This window comes from Acinetobacter sp. YH01006, from assembly GCF_013420445.1.
GTDB lineage: Bacteria > Pseudomonadota > Gammaproteobacteria > Pseudomonadales > Moraxellaceae > Acinetobacter > Acinetobacter pseudolwoffii.
This window is the reverse complement of record NZ_VOYB01000002.1, coordinates 153,547-170,965: the sequence shown is the minus strand read 5'-3', so window position 1 is coordinate 170,965 and position 17,419 is coordinate 153,547. Positions and strand designations below refer to the sequence as shown.

Genomic DNA, 17,419 nt, shown 5'->3' with positions numbered 1-17,419 from the left:
ACTTGATAAAAATCTAAATCAATTGAAGGCCAAACGATCATGATGGATTATTCTTCGAGTCGAATTGTGACATCGATGCATCCTAGTATTCGCCATCTCAATATTCGCAATGTAGCTAAAATTGTAGCCTCAAAAATTATTTGTAATACGCAATTACAGTTGCAATATAATCCTGACTTTTGTCGGCAACTGGGCGTATCAACCTATCTCAACACGCACATAGGATTAGCTTATTTCATTGATGATCGCTATTTTGACCATTATGGTTTACAACCAGAAAACTTAATAAATTTTTCAGATGTCTATGCTCAATTGTTGCATGACTTTTATGAGTTTTCAGGTTATCAGCCAGATCAGCTATGATCTAGGTTGCGACGGCGTACACAGGATCAGTAAAACCAACATGCAATAGCGTAAGACGGTTAGTGCTTTTCCATTGTTTTGGGATACTAGCTCAAACTTAAAAGAATTATTTAGACTGCTGTTCATGCTGCAAGATAGAAATTTAAACTGCAGTCGTTCCATGAGCTTTTCCTCAGAGATTTCAGAAGATATAGCAATCTGCCAATATTTTTCTGGAAATAAAGAATAAATTCCTGTCAAAAATCGATTTGCTAGCCTTATATCAGCACTATTAAAGATTAATCCAGCATGTGAAATGTTGGCTTTCATTTCAAAAATATGTAGTGCATTTAAGATGTTTGCATCATCACTTTTCAATTTATTAAGCCGTTTAAAAAAATACTCTAAGACTATTTTTTCTTCCTTGGTTTCAATATGTGGAAGTATGCGTTGTGATTTATCAGCATCAATAATGAAGCGAGGTCGGTTCTTGCGATTTTTGAGTTGTTTGAGCTTAAGTATATTTTGTTGCCACAGCATGAGTGTCTTAATTGGAAAGTCATACTTTTGAGACAGAAGCTCAGGTGTATAAGATTGATCTAATGCTTTGAGTATTTTTATGATCAGTGCAGACGGATATTCTGATCGAGCAGTACCATAGATGCAATCATCAGTAGGTTTTTGCTGAATTTCTTTTTTATTGATTGGCATACTTGATTGTTTATCTATGCCTAATGGTATTACATGAGTCGCTTGAAGCATTTGAGTGTCAAAACTGCTGAGGTGGATCTCTTGAGCATGTTTCAACGGCGTTATTAAAGTTGGACAGATTTTTTGAATAATTTGGGTGGAAAGCATCAGATCAAATTGACGTAATTGAAAACCTGCCATCACATAGCTGAGATGGATATAGCTTCGGAAGGTCTCGTTTGGTTCAATATGACCGAGCAGGTGCGCAATTAAATACCAGCTGTCTTGTGGTGCTTTAGAGCGTAATAGATGACTTCTGATGAGGTTGTAATGATCGTTTGAATAGTCCGTGAATGCAACTACAAACTCGTAGTCCATAGTCAAAATTATAGCGAGGTTATTCGCTGCAGTATGCCGTAAAGAATGAAAAGAATAACGATGACCAGGCAATATTGCATCTAGGATGCGTTGAAAAGGAAGTGTCACCATATTAGGTTTAAGGCGTTCAGTACTGTTCCACATCGTGAACAAGTATTGACTGGGCCTATAAGCACGGCGCCGTACTTGACAGTAATGTTGAAATTTAAGATGCTCCTCTTGAGTTAGTAGAATTTGAACGTTGAGATTGCGTTCAGCACTATCTGTTTTAAGTAAATGTTGTTGATGCTTTGCACGATATGGACGTATCCAAATTGAACTGGCTTGAATACCTTCAACATCCTTGATTCGCATGCCGAGTATTTCATTAATCCGCATGCCCGTACGAAACGCTATCGTATATACGATACTGAGCATTTCTAAATCATGGGCTGTATAGCTTGGGCTTTTATAGTATTCAAGTCGCGCAAGCATCTGTTGGAATATTTTTGCAGAGATGATTTCGGCTTTCGGTGAGCTTAAATGAAACCTTTCATTCTGCATTGGGAACACATCAGCATCAAATATGACACGCTGAAAGTGATGAAAACGTTTTAAGAGATCAAATTTTTGTGATTTAGATTTACCGACGCCGTTTAACATACGCTTGTAGATCACTTCTAGGTGATCATTGAGATTGCATTCTTCTATAAAATCGGTGCTATGTAATAACCATGACTCGGCAAGTTTAGTGTAATAACTATAGATTGAAGAATGACGAATCTTCTGCTGATGATTGATATAGAGTAAGTACTTGTTTTGATCGAGCTGATAAAGCTCTGTGATTTGCTTAATATCTTCTGTAGTCGGACGAAATAAGCTAAATAGCCAAAGCCCAAGCCGTTTCGCATTTTCTGGAAGATAGGCATGTTGGCTGTGCAGCAGGTTACATAGATCCGAGGTAGTCTTATGCCTATTTTTAAAGAACGTCAAAATTTGTTTATGCAAAGCAGTAAGTGCCTCAAGAGGATCTTCAGTGTGTAATTTTTCCTCTTTTACTCTGTTGTTGATATTTTGGGGCTGTGGTTCTTCAGTTTGATCGGAGTGGTCAAGTATTAGCTGAGGTGAGAGATAGCGTTTAAAAGCACTTGGACTTAAGCCACAGCTTTCTATTTCTTCAGTTAAACACTGTGCAAGCGCAGGGCTTAATTTGACCTTGTCTAGTTGCATAAATGAATGACTGGAGGTTTGTAAAAGCTGATTAAATTTCTTCTGGTTAAAAGAAAGCTCTAAGGCATTAAAAACGTAACGGATATAAGTGTAACAATCGTGTTGGATATCTATTAATTGTGTCTTAAATCGAGTAATCCAGAGCTGTGTTAGCCGGTCTGGTACAAAATTTCGAGATTTCCTTAAGGTTTGTTTAGGATCATATAAATCACCATATTGCGGCGATTGAGGTTCTAAGAATAGAAGCGGAAGTTGTAAGGTCTGAAGATGGTAGATTGCTTCATCAGATTTGAGATGTTCAAGTAAAGCATTCAAGCTTGAATGATGTGAAAGTCCGCCGTACAGGATTGCACTTATAAGAAGATTGCCAACAATTTCATCATCCGAAAAATATTCTACAGTATGCCAATAACGCCAGAGTCGCTCTTTTAAATATGTGAGATATTTCGAATTCTCTAACCAAGATTCATTAAAGAGTAAAGAGGCTCGTTGAATAGAAGCGAGGTGCTGCGTAGGCAGTGGTAAGTCTGCATCATTGGTGCGATTGTATTGAATGATGTGTTTGCGGAAGTGCTGATAAAAGCTCTTTTTTAAAGAAAAGCTTACTTTTTGTTGCTCTAAGTGCTGAATCACTTGGTTATAGAGATCTGGGAAATTTTGTGATTGTTGTGCCTGTTGTAATTTTTCTTGGGAGAGAAACTCCTCAATAATCAATTGAATATGTAAGCGCTCTTTCATTTGTTTTTTATTTCTATCTTTAGCACGGCGCTCATGTGCATAATGTTTTTGTTTAAGCATGTTCATACATCCCATCAATTTGGTAAGCGTGCTGCATATCGTTGAGGCAGTTGGCGAGTTCTTTATATTGTTGAAGCGAAAGACTTGAGAATTTTTGCCCCATTTCTTGTTGGTTTTGCTCATGCCCAAACAAAGCCAGAATGAAGTTTTCATCTGCTTTTTCGGTGAGATATGCACGAGCTGTGTGCCTAAGCCAATTGGCATGATCAAGTTGCATAATACGAGTGAAACTGTTGACTAAATGAGGGCTGAGGGCTTGCCATTGACCATGTTGATAGACACTGAGAAGGGGTCTTTTACTGCTTAAAATTTCTTGAATATACGGTTGATGCTCTGGGTGTAGTTGTTTAAATTCATTTAAGTAGGTAATGAATAAGCGGATTTCCTTCACAACAAAATCACATAATGGGATTAAACGCCCATCATCCGTTCTTGAGTGAATTTCTTTATCAGAAATCCAAAGCCACTGTTGTTTTAAATCGAAATTTTTTAAGAAACCCGGGAACTCGCTGACAGGTCGAGCAGCACTGAACAATAATAAAATATGCCACAGCCAGACATTGTAATGATTGAACATCTCAAGCATTTGCCCATGGTGTTTAGCTTGAATAATCTGATGTTGTAAATATGCAAATATCGCCGTCACTGTTGCAGGTTTCGGCGCTTTACAGCTACCAAATCTTTCTCGATCATCATCAATGACATGGATTTCTTTTGCTAAATCATTTGATAGTTGTTGTACTGTACCCTGATAGCTTTGCTGCAAACGGTAGATTGGATACGAACAATATGAAATAGAAACTGATCGATTTGCATCGATGCCTGTAAGAATGTCGGCTAGTTGTTCATTTTGAGTGTAATGGTAAATACAGTGATGTAATAAAACACTTATTTTTTTAGTTGATAACGACGGAATGAAGAGTTCTTCACGGCATTTTTTTAATGCATGTGCGACCTGTTCTTGCTTCACTGTTGGCGGTTGTCTTAAACCCTCTACCAGCTCTTTTACTAAAGGCAAATCGAAATGGGTCACCTGATTAAGCAATTGGTCTTTGTATTCAAAAGCAGAGTCCTCAAACAGTGTGAATTTGGAACGTAGAAAATATTGATCGTTTTCAAAAATGACCTTCTGTCGTTTATTGAGTGCATAGCGTTGTCTGGATTGTAGATATAGCCATTGCTCAATAGGAACACCACTCAAGAAACTGAGTAAGATAAAAAGATATGCTTTGTTTTTTTCTGGATGATTTAAATAGAGTTGATGACAATGTTGTACAAGTAAGCTCAGGCTATTGAAGTCTGGATAATGCTTGCTACACATAAAATCATGCTGCTGTCTAATAATGTGTTGTTGTGTGAGCTGGCTAATTTTATGTTGTAAAAAACTAGATTGGCTTGTTAATGGCGATACCTGTGCTGTATTGATGGAGTATTGCTGATTTGGCTGTTCATCCTGTAATTTCTCGTAATATAGAGCAGGATCTTCCTTTTGTAGTATGTCTTGTGGGCAGCATAAAATTGCGCCGTACTCATCTAGATAATGTGGTTCATCTATGTGTTTGGGCGGTGCTGAATAATTTTTTTTAGGTTTCAGTGCCAACACATAATCATAAAAACGCCGTAGATCAAGAATCAATAAATATTGAAAACGGTTCAGATTAGAATTGGTTTCTAAGCTGCGTAAGCTCTTTACAAACTCAGCTAATGGTGTTTTATCGCTAGGAAGTTGTTGCCATAGCCATAAATATTTTTGTTGAGACTTACTGAGCTGTGTTGCTTGCTGCGATGCAGCATAAGCTTCATTTGCTAACCTAAATCGATCAAGTACTTTAATAATCGTTGTTTGATGGTCTTTTTTACCTGCATTTGGAATAGATTTAAGAATGCAGACAGCATGTAAATTGTGGACTGACCATCGCTGTATAACAGAATGCTGGGAGTGCTGTTGTACTGAATAAATATACGCACAAATAGGATGTGCTGAAACAGAAGGTGGAGCAGGTAGAAACAGTGATTGGTGATTCTGCTCTATCTCATTATCGAGCTTTAATAACTGCTTCAGTTCAGGAATATCAACTGTGCGATTTAGGTATTGCTCAAGTACTTCAGCATAATGATCGTGTATGAACTCTTGCTCTAAAAGGCGCTGAATTAATTGCTTAGCCTGCATGTTGCGCTCTCCAAAAAAGGTTTGGGCTCGGTTCAGAATGTTTGAGTGCTTCGCATTTTTCAGTGAGTTGCTGGATTTTTTCGGTGTAACTAGAATGGATTTTTTTTTGTTGATACAAGAGCTGATTACGACTACAGTCGATAAGTTTTGCGAGCAAATCGAGCGATAACTCACACCGTGGTTTTTCATGATGAAGAGCGTTTAAATCGTAAATTGCTTGTTTTGAGAGTGATGTATTGAGTGCACTTAATAAGCTATTTGGTTGGATAAGGTTAATCTTAATTTTAAGCTCAGTGATTAATTTGAATAAGTGCCAGCTCAATTGATATTCAAGCTTGGGTAAATCAATGTCGGTGAGCACAACGTAGCTTGCGTCTATACGCAGATTTTGCTTTTTGGAGGCGTATACAAGCAGAAAGTTATCTAATACACAGAATTCACTCCCTGAAATTGTTGAGAGACAAAGTAACTTGATATCTGGCTGAATAATTGAAGGCAGCCGTGCCGCCCTAAATATTTGTGCATAGCAATTGTAAATTCCACTTAAAGGTGGATATGGAGCAAGGATGACCTGATGTGAGTCAAACTTTGCTTTAGCGTTTTTCTTCTGACCTGATTGTTTAGATGCCATATTCATGCTCCTTATTTTTTTAATGTATATAGAGACATGCTTAAAAAGTTAATTTCAAAAAAAAGATCAAGAAAATGGTTATAAATGTGGGTGGTTTTTGATGAATTTGAATTCTTTTTAAACTAGGCTAAGGGTTTGCTTAGATAGATTTTTTTATTTAAGTTATTGATTCTTTGTTTTTGAATGTGGCTGGTTTAACTGTGTTTTGTATTTTTCTTATTTTATTTATACGGAAGAACGGCCAAGATTGCGTCCATCGGAAACTGATGATGGGACGTTCATTATGTTCAGTTTTAGCTAGGGTAAATGCGCATTTAGTTAGGCATAGATATTAACAAAGAACTGGCAACTAACATGAGAGCTGTGCCATATTTGGATCTAAAGATTTTGGTATTTTGACTAGGTTTTTATATGACGGTGGCACAACACATAGCTAGATGAGGATAATAAATAATGAATTATTCTGAAAATGATAGTCCGATATATATTGCGTCAGTAATAGGTGAGCGCTTAAAACGCATCCGATTGAATCAAGATATGACACAAGCGGAGATTGCTAATAAAGCTTGGATTAGTCGGAGAGCTGTCCTTAATGCGGAGAAAGGCGACGTTCGACTAGTAGAGCTGATCGCTATTTTAGGTGCGCTCAATATGTTGGGTAATCTAGATCAATTGATACCTGAAGTATCATTTTCACCGATACAGTTGCTTAAGCTCAAAGGTAAAGTTCGCAAAAAAGCCTCAGGTAATAATAAACGAACTCAAAAACTGGTTATAAAGACCGCAAAGCCAGAATTAGATTGGTGATATACCTTCACGATAAAGAGCTTGATAGGTTTGAGGGAGTACCAAAATGGTATGGACAGACGTGAAGGGCTTACTAGAACAAACTTTTAATGATCGGTGTATTTTATATCAACCTTCAATCTGCCCCATTGCTCATTATTGAGCATAAAGCTAAAAATTTCTTTATTTTCAATAATACTTAAAAAACTCATAGGCATACTAATTAATATTCTTTTGTACAGTCTATCTCTAGCAAAACATGTTGTAAATCAGGCACAATGAAACTATAAATTTCAAGTTTTTATAGCCTGAGTGCTAGCGGTATTTTTTAATGACAAATAATAATTTTTCACAAGTAGCAGCTTTTATCTGGTCGGTTGCCGATCTTCTGCGTGGTGACTTCAAACAATCGCAATATGGTCGTGTGATTTTACCGTTTACGCTGTTGCGCCGTTTAGAGTGTGTACTTGAAGTCAGTAAGGCAGATGTATTAGCAGCCAATGAAAAAGTGAAACTCATGCCACTGCCAGAGGAAGCTAAAGAAAAGATGCTGCTGAAGGCAACCAATGGCCTGTCATTTTTCAATACCTCAGAGCTGGATTTAGGCAGCCTGGGTCAAAAAGACATCCGTTCAAACCTCAATACTTATATTCAAAACTTCTCCAAAGATGCACGTGAAATCTTTGAACACTTCAAGTTCGATGAATTTATTGGTCTCCTGGATGATGCCAACTTGCTTTACAAAGTCGTTCAATATTTTTCAGACCCTAAAATTGATCTCAGTCCAAAAAATATATCTAACCATGAAATGGGCTTGGTGTTTGAAGAACTGATCCGCCGTTTTGCCGAAGGTTCAAATGAAACCGCAGGGGAACATTTTACCCCGCGTGACATCGTTCGTTTAACCACAGGCCTGGTATTCAGCAAGGATGATGACGTTCTGAATGGTGACGGTATCATCCGCACAATTTATGACCCGACGGCGGGTACGGGTGGATTTTTATCATCAGGTTCGGAATATGTGTATGAGCATAATCCTGATGCGGTGATGCGGGTTTTTGGTCAGGAGTTAAACCCAGAGTCTTATGCGATCTGTAAAGCAGACATGCTGATCAAAGGTCAGGACGTGCGTAACATCAAACTCGGCAATACGCTGTCCAATGACCAGTTAGCGTATGAGAAGTTTGACTACATGCTATCGAATCCGCCATTTGGGGTGGACTGGAAGAAGATCGAATCAGATATTAAAGACGAGCATGAGCAAAAAGGCTTTGAAGGTCGTTTTGGTGCAGGCTTGCCACGTGTGTCTGATGGATCTTTGCTGTTCCTGATGCACCTGATTAGCAAGATGCGTGATACTGACAGCAATGGTCAGGGTAGTCGTATCGGCATTATTCTGAATGGTTCGCCTTTGTTTACCGGAAGTGCAGGTAGTGGTGAAAGTGAAATCCGCCGTTATATCTTAGAAGCCGATTTGTTAGAAGCGATTATCGCGCTACCAACCGACATGTTCTATAACACTGGTATTGCGACCTATGTGTGGGTACTGAGCAATAAGAAAGATGCTGAGCGTAAAGACAAAGTGCATTTGATTAATGCTACTAGCCTCAGTTCAAAAATGCGTAAATCTTTAGGCTCGAAGCGTAATTATTTAACCGATGAAGAAATCCGTACTATTACCCAAAACTACGGCGCATTTGAAGCGGTAGATACCTTAGCCCATGATGGTGAAAGTGATCAGAAAAAGCCTTTCTCAAGCAAAATCTTTAACAGTTACGAGTTTGGCTACCGCCGTGTGACCATCGAGCGTCCTTTGCGTTTATCGGCTCAGGTGAGTGACGACGCCGTCGCATCCTTACGTTTTGCCCCGAAGCCATTTAATGCGGTGATGCAAAAAGTGTATGCGCAATACGCTACGGACTGGACAGAAGACACTTATGGTCAGCTTGACGAGTTTGACGTGGAAATCCGTGCGCTGATTAAAGCTGAATTTAGCGAGCTGAAAGAAAAAGATATCAAGACCGTGCTTGAGCCAAAATTGTGGTTGGAACAGCGTAACTTATTAAACAAAGCGAAATGTTTACAAGCGAAGATCGGCACGGCGCAGTTTGATGACTTTAATGCTTTTGATGACGTACTCAAGCAAGCTTTAAAAGATGCCAATGTGAAACTTGAAACTAAAGAAAAGAAGCAATTCATTGATGCCATCACCTGGAAGAATGCCGATGCTGAGCCAGTGATCAATAAAGTGGTGAAAGGTGCAGAAAATCCGCTGTATGGTCAGTTTAGTTATAAAGGCAAAGTGGTTGAGTTTGTGCAGGATGGTGATTTGCGTGATGCGGAAAACATTGCGCTTGACCCAAGCCAAAGCACCAGCGATTTAATCGAGTCTTACTTTAAGCGTGAAGTACAACCGCATGTGCATGATGCGTGGATTAATGCCGATAAGCGTGATGCACAAGATGGCGAGATTGGTATTGTGGGTTATGAGATTCCGTTTAACCGTCATTTTTATGTGTATGAGCCACCACGTGATTTAACCGAGATTGATGCGGATTTAGATGCGGTGAGTCGTGAAATTATGGCACTTCTTCAAGAGGTGCATTCTTAATGGCAAAGTATCAAAAATATGCTGAGTATAAAGATTCAGGTATTGAATGGTTGGGTGAAATTCCTAGTCATTGGACAGCAACAGCTTTAAAACGATATTCAAGAATTACGGATGGGAGTCATCATTCTCCAAAAATTGAAATTGAAGGATTTCCATTTGTATCCGTTACTGATGTAGGCATTAATAATATTAATTTTTTTGATGCAAAGAAAATTACAGAAACTGACTATTTAAGGTTGGTCAAAGAAGGGTGTAAGCCTGCTGTAAATGATGTGTTATTGACTAAAGATGGAACAATTGGTCGTGCCTGTATTGTCACAGAAGATATGCCTGACTTTGTTATTTTGTCGTCTTTAGGCTTAATTACTCCAAATAAAGAAATTAGTAGTCATTTTCTTTACTATTATCTAGTGTCGGGTATTAATGTAGATCAAATGAATAGTGTTATTCATGGTTCTGCATTAAAACGTATGACAATCAATAAAATAAATGACTTAATTCTTACTTTTCCTGATTTTTACGAACAAGAAAAAATAGCCTCTTTCCTCGACCATGAAACCGCAAAAATTGATACCTTAATTGCTAAACAAGAAAAGCTGATTGAACTGCTAAAAGAAAAGCGTCAAGCAGTGATTAGCCATGCAGTCACCAAAGGTTTAAATCCTGATGTAAAACTGAAAGATTCAGGCGTGGAATGGTTGGGGCAAGTGCCTGAGCATTGGGGTGTTTCAAGACTTAAAAATATTATTCGTTCTTTAGAATCAGGTTGTAGTGTAAATGCTGCTGATATTCCTGCTCAAAGTAATGAATTAGGGGTATTGAAGACTAGTTGTGTTTATACTCGTAGTTTCCGAATCGAGGAAAATAAGACAGTAGTCCCTGAAGATATTCATCGTGTGAAATGTAAAGTCCGTAAAGGGGCGATTATTATCAGTCGTATGAATACACCTGAATTAGTTGGAGCTAGTGCATTAGTAAAAGTCGAGGCTGATAATATCTACTTGCCAGATAGACTCTGGCAAACAATATTTTTTGAAAATATTGATATAGATGCTGAGTATTTATCTCATTTTATGACTGTTCAAGGGTTTAGGGATCAGATTGCTTTAGGGGCTGAAGGTGCCAGTAGCAGTATGCAGAATATTGCAAAAGAAGATTATCTAAATATAAATTGTTTAGTACCTCCTTTAGAAGAACAAATTCAAATTCGAGCCTTTATTGAACAGAAACTTGCAGTATTGAGTAACTTAAATATGAAAGCTCAAGAAGCAGTGGAACGACTTAAAGAACGCCGTACAGCCCTTATTTCATCTGCGGTGACAGGCAAGATTGACGTTCGTAATTGGCAACATCCCAATGAGGCTAAAACGGAGTTTAGCGCATGAATATTCTCAGTTGCCTCAAACAAATGTGGAATCAAGCAGATACAAAAAATCATTGCATAAATAATTGCAATGATTCACTATATGCTCAACAACACCCGACAAGGCTAGGCAAGCAATTGCATCCTCAAACTGTCGGGTTACTTGTTTCTGGAGCCCTAAAAAATATAACAATCAGGGCAGCGATCTATGAAATCTTTTAACAAGCCTGCCAAAACCTTTGCTGAACAAATTGAGCTATTAAAAGCTCGAGGTATGCAATTTGCCAATGAGCAAGATGCACAATTTTACCTGGAGCAAATCAATTATTATCGCTTAGGTGCCTACTGGCTTCCGTTTGAATACACCCATTCACCACATTGCTTTAAACCAGATACCAGTTTTGAACAGGTGTTAGCGCTGTATGTATTTGATCGTGAATTAAGGTTACTCATCCTGGATGCCATAGAACGCCTGGAAGTTGCCGTTCGCACCCGTTTTGCCTATGAACTGGCACATCGGCATGGTTGTCACGCCTATCTGCAAGGGCAGTACTTTAAACCCGCCTTTAGATGGCAAAGCTTACTCGAATCACTGAAAACTGAAGTGTCCCGCGCAGATGAAGTCTTTATAGAACACTATAAACGTACCTATGATGATCCTGAATTACCACCGATTTGGGCCACCTGCGAAGTCATGAGTTTTGGGCAACTGTCCAAATGGTATCAGCTCTTGGCACCGATTCAGACACGTAAAGCCATTTCCAGTCATTTCGATTGCGATGAAAAACAGTTTGAAGGCTTATTACAGCATTTTGTCTACTTAAGAAATACCTGTGCTCATCATTCAAGACTATGGAACCGCAAATTCACCAAAACCATTGCCAAGCCGCGCAGTAAGCCGATGGGGCTTCGGGTGCAATGCAATTTTGAAAATACCAACGCATCAGATCGAAAAATTTATAACAGTCTGGTATTTCTACTCTATTTCATGGACAAAATCGCCCCGCAGCATACATGGCGTAAACGTCTGGTTGATCTGCTTTTGACACATCACAACATATCAAAAACAGCGATGGGCTTCCCTGAAGATTGGCAAAGCTATCCAGTTTGGCAAATAGAACAGTAATAAAGAAATTTGAGTATTTAGGGGTAGGGGAAACATGAGATCGGATGCAACTTTAGAAACTATTTTCCAGCAAGATATTATTGCGCAAATGCAAAGCCATGGTTGGCTTGTTGGTTCAGGTATAGGCTACAACCGTGAAAAAGCGTTGTATGAACAGGATGTTTTAGGCTTTGTGCAAAAGACCCAAGACAAAGAGTGGCAGAAGTTTAAAAACATCTTTCCCAATGATACCGAACGCCATTTTTTAGATACCGTGGTGGCTCAGCTTAAAAAAGCTGACATCAATGCCACCGATGTCGAATCTCGCAGCTATGGCACATTGGGCGTATTACGGCATGGTATCCGTACCCGTGGGGTACGTTTTTCATTTTGCCAGTTTAAACCTGAACATGGCTTAAACCCTGAACTGAATCAACGCTATCAGCAAAACATTTGCCGTGTGGTGCCTGAACTGGTATATAGCCCATACGCCAGCAAAGCCGAACTAGAGGCAACAGGCAAACAAGCTAAGAAATGGCGGATCGATCTGGTCCTGTTTATCAATGGCTTTCCTGTGGCAACCATGGAGCTGAAATCCGAGTTTAAGCAAGCTGTGCAAAATGCCATGACACAGTATAGAAAGACTCGCTTACCCAAAGACCCTGAAACCAACAAGCCTGAACCCTTGCTCATGTTTAAACGTGGGGCATTGGTACACTTTGCCGTGAGTCAGTATGAAGTCTATATGGCGACGCATTTGAATGGTGATAGCACCTATTTCCTGCCATTTAACAAAGGCACCAAAGAGCAGGGTGCAGGCAATGACATTCCTGAAGATGTGAATGAATATGCCACAGGCTATTTATGGAATGAAGTCTTAACCCCAGATAGCTTGCTGAATATTTTGGGTAACTTCATTCATTTACAGATTGAAGAAAAGGAAGACTGGGAAGGGCGCAAATACAAAAAGGAAAGTCTGATCTTCCCCCGTTATCACCAATGGAAAGTGGTGAATAACCTAGTTCAAGATTCATTGGCAGAAGGCACAGGGCAAAAATACCTGATTCAGCACAGTGCCGGTTCGGGTAAATCCAACTCGATTGCATGGACGGCGCATCAGCTTTCCAGTCTCTACGATGCTAATAATAAAAAGATGTTTGATTCTGTGATTGTGGTGACAGACCGAACCATTTTAGATGCGCAACTACAAGACACCATTTATCAGTTTGAACATGCAGATGGCGTCGTGGGACGGATTAACAACAAGGAAGGCGATGGCTCCAAATCGGAGAAACTGGCAAAAGCCTTGGAAATGGCGCAGCCGATTATCATCGTCACCATTCAGACTTTCCCGTTCGTACTGCGTGCCATTGAAAACAGCACCAGTTTAAAAGAACGTAAATACGCCGTCATTGCCGATGAAGCCCATTCATCGCAAAGCGGTTCCACGGCGCGTCAGCTCAAAGAAACTTTGATGATTGAAGAGCGTGGAGAAGATGAGCAGCTTTCTTCGGAAGATGTACTCGATGCGGTGATGGCATCACGTAAGGGCAGTGCAAACCTAAGCTTCTATGCCTTTACCGCAACCCCAAAGGATAAAACCTTACAACTGTTTGGACGCTTGCCCGATCCAAGCATGCCGCCGTCTAAAACCAATATTCCTGTGGCATATCATGTCTATTCGATGCGTCAAGCGATTGAAGAAGGATTTATTCTGGATGTGCTGAAAAACTACACCAACTATAAAGTCATTTATAAGCTCAAGCAGAAGATCGAAGAAAAAGATGCTCAGGTCGATGCCAAGAAAGCCAAGACCAAGCTGAATCAGTGGGTACGCTTACACGATCATAATATCTCGCAAAAAGTGCATATCATCATTGAGCATTTCAAGAAGAATATTATGGGCTTACTCGGTGGACAAGCCAAAGCCATGGTGGTGACCAGTTCTCGTAAAGAAGCGGTACGTTATAAACAGGCCTTTGATAAATACATTGCTGAACAGAACTATGCCAACATTCAAGCCATGGTGGCATTCTCAGGCGATGTAGAATTTAATGCCAATGATGCAGACAGTAGCCATCTGTTAGGTCAAAAATTTACTGAAAGCAATATGAACCCAAACTTGAAAGGTCGTGAGATGCGTAAGGCATTCGACAGCGATGACTTTCAGGTGATGATTGTGGCGAATAAGTTCCAGACCGGCTTTGACCAGCCGAAATTGTGTGCCATGTACGTGGATAAAAAACTCGGTGGGGTGGAGTGTGTACAGACCTTATCACGCTTAAACCGTACCTATCCTGCGAAATCTGAAACAGGCACCTTTGTGCTCGACTTCTTTAACGATCCACAAGACATTCTTGATGCTTTCCAACCGTATTATCAAACGGCGGAACTGGCGGATGTATCCAATCCCGATCAGGTTTATGATCTGTTTGAAAAGCTGAAAGCCTCAGGTATTTTCCTCTGGACTGAGGTAGAACAGTTCGTTGAGGCCTTCTACAGCAAAAATAAATCCAGTGCAGCCCTCGCAAACATCTGTAAGCCCGCTTTACAACGCTGGCAGCATCGCTACACGACAGCCATGAATGATTATGATGTCACCAAGAGCCGTTTAGAACGCTGTAAACAGACAGCTGACGCCGTACTGATAGCTAATGCTGAAAACGAATTTGCAGAAGCGAAGAAAGCCCGTGATGCTTTGGAAATCTTCAAAAAGGACTTGGGTAGCTTTACCCGGTTCTATGAATTTATGTCTCAAATCGTAGAATATGACGATCAAGAACTTGAGAAGCTCAGTCTTTTTGCACGTAACTTACGCCCAATGCTGCGTGAACAAGCTACGGATGAAGATGAGATTGATCTGAGCAATGTGGCGATGAGCCATTACCGCTTGTCTAAGTTACGTCAACAGGATATTCAGCTTAAAGCAGACAGTACTGAGCATAAATTGGAGCCTGGGAATGATTTGGGTACAGCCAAGGCGAAAGACAAGAAGGAAGACTTCCTGTCGGTGATCTTAAGCCGCGTGAATGAGATCTTTATCACGGATAAGCTGACTGATAAAGACATGATTAATTATGTTCATACCGTGGCAGATAAGATGTCTGAAAACGTGCGGATGATGAAGCAGATTCAAAATAACACCCGTGAGCAGGCGATGCTCGGTGAGTTTGATACGGCGCTTGATGACGCCGTATTGGATAGCAATGATGCACATACTGAGCAAATGACACAGCTGATGAGTGATCCTGCGAAGATGAAGCAGTTTGCACATATTATTTATGATGTGTTGGTCAATAGAGATCATCAATAGTAAGTTCAAAGTTAAATTTTAAATGGTCATTTTTGCAGACTTATTAATTCTGAAGTAATTTAGGGGTGTTATGGCATATTTCTTGGGTTTTTTATATCTAGCGGCATATATAGTGATTTACTTGTCATTGTTATTGCTACCTTATTATGTTGCTTATTCTATTATTGAACCTCATAGCTTTTTGGGAGTAGTGGGCGTATTTATTTTAGGTTCTGTCATTGTACCTTTAACTTTAGGGTTGGCATTTTTAGTATTTGGAAGTTTTTTTGTTGCTTTTGATAAATTTAAAGAAAAAATAGCTCAAAAACCTCAATCGCAACCTTTGTCTCCATACCGTAGTGAAAGTTTATCTAGTAATGACAGTTCACCGCTAGATGTAACTCCAAAACCTAAAAAAAGAAGAGTGAAGGAAGCTATATTTTTTACAATTTTGGGGCTCGGTGTCATAGGGACAATATTGTTTGTAGCTGCTAATAATGGGGGTGGTAGCACGGAAGAGGCTAGTGCTGATTATGATACGGCTTCCTATGAAGAATCTGCAGATAATACTTCAACACCTTATCTTTACACCGATACATCTAATGATGAAGTCACTGATTCTTATTTAACTGATAGTACGATTACAGATAATTATAGCTATATGAGTGATGCTGTAGATGAATTTTTAGAGATACTGTCAGATTCTGGAATTTCTGGAGTGGCTAGAAGTGTTCGTGATTGTTATGTAAATACAGAAATTGATAATCTCTACTGCCTTTATCTAGATAATACTGCACGACTCATGGATGATGCTGTTTCTAAGCAGATGGGTTTTAATCGGAATGAATATTTAAAAGAGGATAGAGTTCAAGCACGAAATCAAAAGTATTATTATATTCCTACTAACACACGTCACTTGGCATTTAATCATCAAAAAATAATTGAACCCCAATTAATCGGCCTACTTCAGAGGAAAATACAAGAGAAAAATTATTTACCTCAAAATGAGAGTGATGCATCTACAACAAATTCAGACTTATATTCGAATAATAATTCTGATGGTTCGCGTTTAGGTGTCGAGATGAGCCAAGATTTTAATAACAATACCAACAACGATATACCTGAAGAGCTAGAGTCGGATTTGATAGCCAATGATAGTGAAACTGGGACAGAAGAGAGTAATGAAATAGAGGTTGATTATGAGTAGAGTATTTCTAGCATTAATACTATGTAGTGTTTGTTCTGTTCAAGCATCAGAGTGGGAATATTTAGGTGAAACTAATGAATTTAAATATGAGTTGGATAAGCAGACTATTAGAAAGGTAGCAACGGGTTATTCGACAGTTGGTAATAATGTGACTCAGTTTTGGGTTAAAAAGGTAGTTATTAATGATCTATCAAAAGATGGGTTAGGAATTGGAGAGGTGGTCCCACTTGTTTGAATTCGCCGTGATATTGATATTCCGCTCTAGTTAAGCCACCTTGTTTTGTTGGGGTAGCTGATCATAGTAAAATTCATTTGGTGTCATTTTGTCTAGACTCGAATGAGGTCGTTTAAAATTATAAAACTCAAAATATGCACTCAATTGCTTTTTCGCATCTGTGACACTGCTATAAGCTTTGAGATACACCTCTTCATATTTAACGCTCCGCCATAATCGTTCAACCATCACATTATCAACCCATCGACCTTTACCATCCATACTGATTTGAATGCCATTTGATTTCAATACATCAATAAATGCATCACTGGTGAACTGACTGCCTTGGTCTGTATTAAATATTTCAGGTGATCCATATTTTTCAATCGCTTCATTTAAAGCCGAAATACAAAAATCCACCTCCATACTAATCGATACCCTATGTGCAAGTACCTTGCGGCTATGCCAATCAATCACAGCACATAAATAAACAAAGCCTTTTGCCATAGGGATATAGGAGTTGTTCAAATTTCCGGATCCATCTCTATACGAATAATTATCTTTCAATCTTTGCGCTATTTCTTTATATTTATGAAGTTTTGCCTAACTATATAAATATTGAG

11 protein-coding genes and 1 pseudogene are annotated in these 17,419 nt (G+C 39.2%); 8 read left to right on the top strand and 4 right to left on the bottom strand.

Annotated features, from left to right (window positions below):
• Positions 1-39 precede the first annotated feature (39 nt).
• Entirely contained in the window at positions 40-363 is a 324-nt protein-coding gene (locus FTT73_RS02375) for a hypothetical protein (RefSeq protein ID WP_082180568.1), read from the top strand.
• On the opposite strand, the gene FTT73_RS02370 is transcribed toward FTT73_RS02375, so the two are convergent.
• Genes FTT73_RS02370 through FTT73_RS02360 form a run of 3 tightly spaced genes read right to left on the bottom strand, consistent with a single transcriptional unit; the run spans position 358 to position 6,218 of the window.
• Positions 358-3,417: a tyrosine-type recombinase/integrase gene (locus FTT73_RS02370; RefSeq protein ID WP_071851765.1), complete on the bottom strand. Its 3,060-nt coding sequence runs from the start codon at positions 3,415-3,417 to the stop codon at positions 358-360. The two genes, FTT73_RS02375 and FTT73_RS02370, sit on opposite strands and share 6 nt — an antisense overlap.
• Positions 3,410-5,587, bottom strand: a complete 2,178-nt coding sequence (locus FTT73_RS02365) for a hypothetical protein (protein WP_071851768.1) — start codon at positions 5,585-5,587, stop codon at positions 3,410-3,412. The genes FTT73_RS02370 and FTT73_RS02365 overlap by 8 nt, the downstream gene beginning before the upstream one ends.
• Positions 5,577-6,218 carry a hypothetical protein gene (locus FTT73_RS02360; RefSeq protein WP_153566648.1) on the bottom strand — a complete coding sequence of 214 codons (642 nt, stop codon included), beginning with the start codon at positions 6,216-6,218 and terminating at the stop codon, positions 5,577-5,579. Before FTT73_RS02360 ends, FTT73_RS02365 begins: the two co-directional genes overlap by 11 nt.
• Positions 6,219-6,671: 453 nt before the next feature.
• Between FTT73_RS02360 and FTT73_RS02355 the strand changes: the two genes are divergently transcribed.
• The 7 genes from FTT73_RS02355 (at position 6,672) to FTT73_RS02325 (ending at position 16,817) form a co-directional block, all read left to right on the top strand.
• Complete coding sequence (locus FTT73_RS02355; protein WP_005103547.1) at positions 6,672-7,025, top strand: helix-turn-helix domain-containing protein; 354 nt, start codon at positions 6,672-6,674, stop codon at positions 7,023-7,025.
• Between the two features lie 310 nt (positions 7,026-7,335).
• On the top strand, positions 7,336-9,615 hold the full coding sequence (locus FTT73_RS02350; RefSeq protein ID WP_180190955.1) for a class I SAM-dependent DNA methyltransferase: 2,280 nt from the start codon (positions 7,336-7,338) through the stop codon (positions 9,613-9,615).
• Complete coding sequence (locus FTT73_RS02345; RefSeq protein ID WP_180190954.1) at positions 9,615-11,000, top strand: restriction endonuclease subunit S; 1,386 nt, start codon at positions 9,615-9,617, stop codon at positions 10,998-11,000. The genes FTT73_RS02350 and FTT73_RS02345 overlap by 1 nt, the downstream gene beginning before the upstream one ends.
• 186 nt (positions 11,001-11,186) lie before the next feature.
• Complete coding sequence (locus tag FTT73_RS02340) at positions 11,187-12,104, top strand: Abi family protein (RefSeq protein WP_180190953.1); 918 nt, start codon at positions 11,187-11,189, stop codon at positions 12,102-12,104.
• A 34-nt stretch (positions 12,105-12,138) separates the two neighbouring features.
• Complete coding sequence (locus FTT73_RS02335; protein WP_180190952.1) at positions 12,139-15,396, top strand: type I restriction endonuclease subunit R; 3,258 nt, start codon at positions 12,139-12,141, stop codon at positions 15,394-15,396.
• Positions 15,397-15,466: 70 nt separating this feature from the next.
• The gene (locus tag FTT73_RS16265) at positions 15,467-16,582 is read left to right on the top strand and encodes a hypothetical protein (protein ID WP_228722930.1); all 1,116 of its coding nucleotides are present in this window, start codon (positions 15,467-15,469) and stop codon (positions 16,580-16,582) included.
• Positions 16,575-16,817, top strand: coding sequence for a hypothetical protein (locus FTT73_RS02325; RefSeq protein ID WP_180190951.1), 243 nt, complete (start codon positions 16,575-16,577; stop codon positions 16,815-16,817). The genes FTT73_RS16265 and FTT73_RS02325 overlap by 8 nt, the downstream gene beginning before the upstream one ends.
• Before the next feature lie 30 nt (positions 16,818-16,847).
• On the opposite strand, the pseudogene FTT73_RS02320 reads toward FTT73_RS02325, so the two are convergent.
• Positions 16,848-17,315: pseudogene (locus FTT73_RS02320) on the bottom strand (IS3-like element ISAba14 family transposase); the annotation flags it as partial.
• Positions 17,316-17,419: the final 104 nt, after the last annotated feature.

Excerpts from the sequence above, each read along its gene's own strand:
- FTT73_RS02345 (WP_180190954.1), top strand. The coding sequence starts at position 9,615 with ATGGCAAAGTATCAAAAATATGCTGAGTATAAAGATTCAGGTATTGAA.
- FTT73_RS02360 (WP_153566648.1), bottom strand. The coding sequence starts at position 6,218 with ATGGCATCTAAACAATCAGGTCAGAAGAAAAACGCTAAAGCAAAGTTT.
- FTT73_RS02335 (WP_180190952.1), top strand. The coding sequence starts at position 12,139 with ATGAGATCGGATGCAACTTTAGAAACTATTTTCCAGCAAGATATTATT.
- FTT73_RS02370 (WP_071851765.1), bottom strand. The coding sequence starts at position 3,417 with ATGCTTAAACAAAAACATTATGCACATGAGCGCCGTGCTAAAGATAGA.
- FTT73_RS02325 (WP_180190951.1), top strand. The coding sequence starts at position 16,575 with ATGAGTAGAGTATTTCTAGCATTAATACTATGTAGTGTTTGTTCTGTT.
- FTT73_RS02350 (WP_180190955.1), top strand. The coding sequence starts at position 7,336 with ATGACAAATAATAATTTTTCACAAGTAGCAGCTTTTATCTGGTCGGTT.
- FTT73_RS02355 (WP_005103547.1), top strand. The coding sequence starts at position 6,672 with ATGAATTATTCTGAAAATGATAGTCCGATATATATTGCGTCAGTAATA.
- FTT73_RS02375 (WP_082180568.1), top strand. The coding sequence starts at position 40 with ATGATGGATTATTCTTCGAGTCGAATTGTGACATCGATGCATCCTAGT.
- FTT73_RS02365 (WP_071851768.1), bottom strand. The coding sequence starts at position 5,587 with ATGCAGGCTAAGCAATTAATTCAGCGCCTTTTAGAGCAAGAGTTCATA.
- FTT73_RS02340 (WP_180190953.1), top strand. The coding sequence starts at position 11,187 with ATGAAATCTTTTAACAAGCCTGCCAAAACCTTTGCTGAACAAATTGAG.
- FTT73_RS16265 (WP_228722930.1), top strand. The coding sequence starts at position 15,467 with ATGGCATATTTCTTGGGTTTTTTATATCTAGCGGCATATATAGTGATT.